This is a genomic window from Fictibacillus sp. NRS-1165 (genome assembly GCF_050468105.1).
In the GTDB taxonomy this organism is placed as follows: Bacteria; Bacillota; Bacilli; order Bacillales; family Fictibacillaceae; genus Fictibacillus_C; species Fictibacillus_C terrinigri.
The window spans coordinates 1-4987 of sequence record NZ_JBDPNU010000091.1; the positions used below are offsets into that span (position 1 = coordinate 1).

At 40.9% G+C, this 4987-nt stretch carries 5 protein-coding genes; all 5 read right to left on the reverse strand.

What is annotated here, in order from left to right:
• Positions 1 to 510 precede the first annotated feature (510 nt).
• Entirely contained in the window at positions 511 to 1785 is a 1275-nt protein-coding gene (gene hcp / locus ABHN01_RS24305) for a hydroxylamine reductase (protein WP_429877683.1), read from the reverse strand.
• 141 nt (positions 1786 to 1926) lie between these two features.
• Entirely contained in the window at positions 1927 to 3624 is a 1698-nt protein-coding gene (locus tag ABHN01_RS24310) for a PAS domain-containing sensor histidine kinase (RefSeq protein WP_429877684.1), read from the reverse strand.
• The gene (locus tag ABHN01_RS24315) at positions 3617 to 4081 is read right to left on the reverse strand and encodes a GAF domain-containing protein (RefSeq protein WP_429877685.1); all 465 of its coding nucleotides are present in this window, start codon (positions 4079 to 4081) and stop codon (positions 3617 to 3619) included. The genes ABHN01_RS24310 and ABHN01_RS24315 overlap by 8 nt, the downstream gene beginning before the upstream one ends.
• A complete protein-coding gene (locus ABHN01_RS24320) occupies positions 4071 to 4721 on the reverse strand; it encodes a response regulator (RefSeq protein ID WP_429877686.1) in 651 nt (216 codons plus the stop codon). Before ABHN01_RS24320 ends, ABHN01_RS24315 begins: the two co-directional genes overlap by 11 nt.
• Before the next feature lie 16 nt (positions 4722 to 4737).
• Positions 4738 to 4987: sensor histidine kinase (locus tag ABHN01_RS24325; protein ID WP_429877687.1), on the reverse strand; the 250-nt coding region annotated here is incomplete at its 5' end.

Here is a 4987-nt window from a genome sequence, read left to right on the forward strand (position 1 = left end):
GTACTAGATGTCACCAAAAGGGATCACTTTTACTTTACCTAATACGGAACTTTTTTCATATGTCCATCAAATTGATCATAGGTATTAAGTATTGTCATTTCAAAGAGGGGATGATTGGGCACCCATTAAAATATAATAAAAATTCACCCGAAAGAAACTTTTGCACTTTACCAAAAAATATAAAAAAGAGGCCTTGGAAGGCCCCTCTTTTAGGTGTATGTTCTGGTGTTTAGTAATACAATCATACCACAATTTTGACTAACAGATCTTTTTTCTTTGATAGAGCTGTTTGCTCCAATACACTCAGTAGAAGCATCTACTTCCTCTGCAATTGCCATTCATACAATCCCAAAGAACCTATTCAAGATTAAAAGCCTCTTATCATTCTCTCATCTTTAATTGCTTCCCAAAGCATTTAATAATACGTACCAGTGCCATGTGGCAGCAAGCTTCAGGTTTCATTAATGAGTTGGTCATTGATTAAATCATTGAACCGTATTGCATCGAAAGCTAGGAAAGCATAGCAAGCAGGTCATCTTCCGCATTTCCAATTAACTTGAGACCAAGATTCCCTTCCAATACTTGCATGACACCAGATGATATAAACTCTGGAGGTTTTGGTCCAATGCGAATATCTTGTATGCCTAGACTAAACAAACCAAGTAGAATCGCAATGGCTTTCTGCTCAAACCAAGAAAGGACGATACTAAGTGGTAACTGACTCACTTCGCAATCCAATGCCTCTGCAAGGGCCAGTGCAATTTTTACAGTTGAGATGGAATTGTTACATTGTCCAAGATCAACAGGAACGACTCCAAAGTCCACATCATTGAAACGGAATTTTCCGCAAGAAGTTGTTAAGATGACCGTGTTTGAAGGCAAAGAGAGGGCCAGTTTCCGATAATAATCTCCTCCCTTTCCAGGTGTATCACAACCAGCTATGACGAAGAAATGATTGATCTTTTTGTCTTTAACCGCTTGAATGATTTCAGGTGCTAACCCAATAATCGTTTGATGGTGAAACCCCGTAACTAATGTTTCATTTGATTCAATATTCATCTCCGGCAATTCTAATGCTCGATCAATTAAAGGAGTAAAATCATCATTTTCTATTTTTTTAACGTTTTCTAAGCCAGCTACCTCGTACGAAAACATTCGATCTGCGTAAGTTCCTTTGATCGGCATTACACAGTTGGTAGTGGCTAGGATGGCCCCTGAAAACTCTTCAAATAAACACCGTTGATCGTACCACGCCTTTCCGATATTTCCTTTTAAATGAGCATATTTCTTTAGTTTGGGATAACCGTGTGCCGGTAGCATCTCAGAGTGAGTATAAATATTTATACCTTTTCCTTCTGTTTGTTTTAATAGTTCTTCCAATGCAAACAAGTTATGGCCTGTAACCACAATCGCTTTGCCCTCAATTTTATTTTGCGTAATTTTTTCAGGAGACGGAATACCTAACCGGTTAGTATGGGCCTGGTCTAAAAGCTCCATTACGCGAACAGCCGCTTTTCCAACTTTTAAGGCCATATCAATATGTTCCTGCACGTTGAAGTTTGAATTTGTTAACGTAAGATATAGCGCTTCATGAGTTGTAGCATCAACAAATGAATCGGTATACCCTAATTGATTCGCATGTGTGCGATAAGCCGCAATACCCTTTAAGCCAAAGATGATAGTATCTTGTAAACTGGCAATGGTTTCATCTTTTCCACATACCCCTATAGTTTTACAGCCGCCTGTTGGAGTTTGCTCACATTGATAACAAAACACATTTCTCATCCCCTTCCTACATGCACTTATCTAAAGAGTTGTAGGTTTCATTTTTACTATTTTAGAATATACTGAAAAAGGTTTTGTTTCCGTGACCAGCATCACAGATACAAAACCTTTAAGAGATGGTGTTGCCTTTTCAAAATGGACTTACCTATCTGGCAGGGTTGGTAATTCAAGAATTACGGTGGTGCCACGCCCTATTTCCGACTGAATGTCCAAACCACCACCTACAGAACGGGCGCGTTCTTCCATACTGAACAATCCAACCCCACGTTGGAGCTGCTTGTTATCGAACCCCTGACCATCATCACGAATGATGACCTTTATTTTTTCGCCTGTAGTAAGAATGGACACCGCAGCTTGTTTCACTTTTGCGTACTTTCGCACATTCGTGAGTGCTTCTTGTATGACTCGGTAAATGGTGGTTTCAATCGCAATGCTAAGCCTCTGAAGCGGAAGAGAACAATTAAAATCAATATCAATTCCATAGTTATCGATGTAACGAGATAAAAAAGATCGAATGGCAGGTACAAGTCCTAGGTCGTCGAGAACGGACGGACGAAGCTCCCATGATATATCCCGAACTTCTTCAATTAAATCCGATGCCTCTTTTTGCATCTGATCAAGTAGTGGATGACTTAGCTGTGACCGCAAAACATTGATGGTGATGAGGTGGCTGTAAAGATTTTGGCCAACCCCGTCATGAAGATTACGGGACAGTCGTTTACGTTCTTCCTCCTGAACATCAAGTATGCGTCTCATCATCTGTTGTAATTCGTGTTCTACCCGCTTTTTTTCCGTAATCTCTGAGCGAATGGCCATATACTGAAAGGGCTCCCCTTCTTCATTCAAGAACGGAATAATGGTTGTATACATCCAGTAATACGTTCCATCCTTCGCTTTATTGCGGATTTCACCTTTCCACACTTTCCCTGCAGATATGGTTTTCCACAGATTTCCGAAAAACTCTCGGGAATGATAGCCAGAGTTGATAATCCGATGGTCACGCCCTATCAGTTCATCCCGTCTATATTTGGATATTTCGCAAAACATGTCATTCACATAGGTGATCTTACCTCTTTTATCGGTGATGGCGACAATAGAGGATTCATCAAGTGCAAATTTGACATCCATTAGTTCTTGTATAGACTGCTTTAGTTGTTCAACTACCTTCTTATGCTCTGTAACCTCATAACGGATGGCTAGATACTGGTATGGTTGGCCGTCCTTACTCAAAAAAGGAACAATCGTTGTATCCACCCAATAAAAGTCTCCATTTTTTGCTCTGTTCTTAATTACCCCGCGCCATACGTTTCCTGAAGAAATGGTTTGCCACAGGTTTCTCATAAATTCCTTTGAGTGGTAACCAGAGTTGATGATTCTATGGTCTTTGCCCAACAGTTCATCAATGGAATACTGAGAAATATCAGCAAATTTCTGATTTACATATGTTATTTTTCCCCTTTTGTCAGTCATCGCTACAATCGCCGATTCATCTAGAGCAAATTTAATATCCAATAATTCCTTCAGAGTTCGCTCAGATTCTTCCTCCGCTTCCGTGAGTGAAAGAAGGTAAAAATCTACATTTCGAAGGGAAAATGAGTGTTTTCTTATGTAAATAGAAAAGGTTCCTCCATCTGGTCGGATTCCCATCTGTCTTACTACTTTTCCCTCCGGTAATATTGAAAGGTCCGTCTCAGGTAGCAGGGTGGAGAGGATTTCCCCTTGCTTAACGCTGCAATTAAACATTGCCATCGCTTCTTGACTGATGTGCTCTATGACTCCTCCAGATACCTCTACAACCATGTTAGCCTTCGTTGCCTGTTCTTGCTTTACTCTATACATGGTCCCCTGTCCTCCCTTCTTGGGATTCAGACAGGTAAAGGTCTTCTAATCTCTGCGCTTTGTTTTGAACAAGGTCTTTTAGGGTCTGAGTTATTTCTGTTTTTTGATGGTAGCCTACTAACAAGACTCCCTTCAGTTGACCAGCTAATCTCAAGGGAGCTGCATACGCGGAAACCAATTGTTCAGCCAACATAATGGGATATTCTACGGCTTTCCCATTAATACTTTTAGGAAAATCATCCACCTGAATCGCTTGACCGGTGGAGATCACTTTTCCAGCAATCCCTTTGCCATACCTTACCGAAATCTTTTTATATTTTTCGTTTCGGTTGCCATACGCATAGCGCCAATGAACATCGGATCCTGTTCCATCCTGTAAAGCTATTCCTGCAAAAGAACATTGTAGTTCCAGTGCCAGTCGTTCAAGTTCCATCATAAATGAGGATTTATACGCCATAGCCCAACAACCCTTTTTTTAAGGCATAGGCCACGAGTTCTGGCCTTGTTTTCATCTTCAGCTTTTCCATCACGTGTCCTTTATGGGTTTCTACTGTTTTTACCGAAAGAACAAGCTGATTGGCAATTTCCTTATTGGAGTATCCCTTAGCAATTAAGGTGAGAACTTCTTTTTCCCGATCGGACAGCAAGCTATAAGAATCTACGGTTCCCCGGTTAACGTTGACTAAATATTCCTCCATGAGTCGTTTCGTCGCTGCTGGGTTTAAGTACGCATTCCCCATGTAAATCGATTGGATGGCCATTATGAGCTCTTCATGCGGTTCACTTTTCAATATACATCCAGAAGCGCCCGACTGAATGGCGCGGAACAAATATTCTTCGTCATCATGCATGGTCAGAATAAGAATGGCAGCGTCCGGTAAAAGCTTCTTTAACTCAGATGTTGCACTCAAACCATCTTTTCCGTGAGGCATGCTTAAATCCATAATAATAATATCAGGCTTCAGTTCCAATGCTTTTTGAATGCCTTCATTTCCCTCTGAAGCCTCGCCAACAACCTCCATTTCTGGCTGTGCGTTCAATAGCATCGTTAGTCCTCTGCGTACAACGGCGTGGTCATCCACCAACAAAATTTTCATGAATTACTCTCCCCTTCTAAGGATTCATCAAAGGAAGTACCATGGTCACTTCTGTTCCTTCCCCTACACGAGAGGAAATGATACATTCGCCTCCAGCAAGATGCATCCTCTCTTTCATGGCCTGTATTCCCGGAAAACTCTGGGTTTGTGCTTCGTCAATTTGAAACCCTTTTCCATAATCTTTTACTTCTATCTTCAAGCAGTTTTCCGCCCATGTAAAGAAGATTTTAATAAATGATGTGTCTGCATACTTAGCTGCATTATGC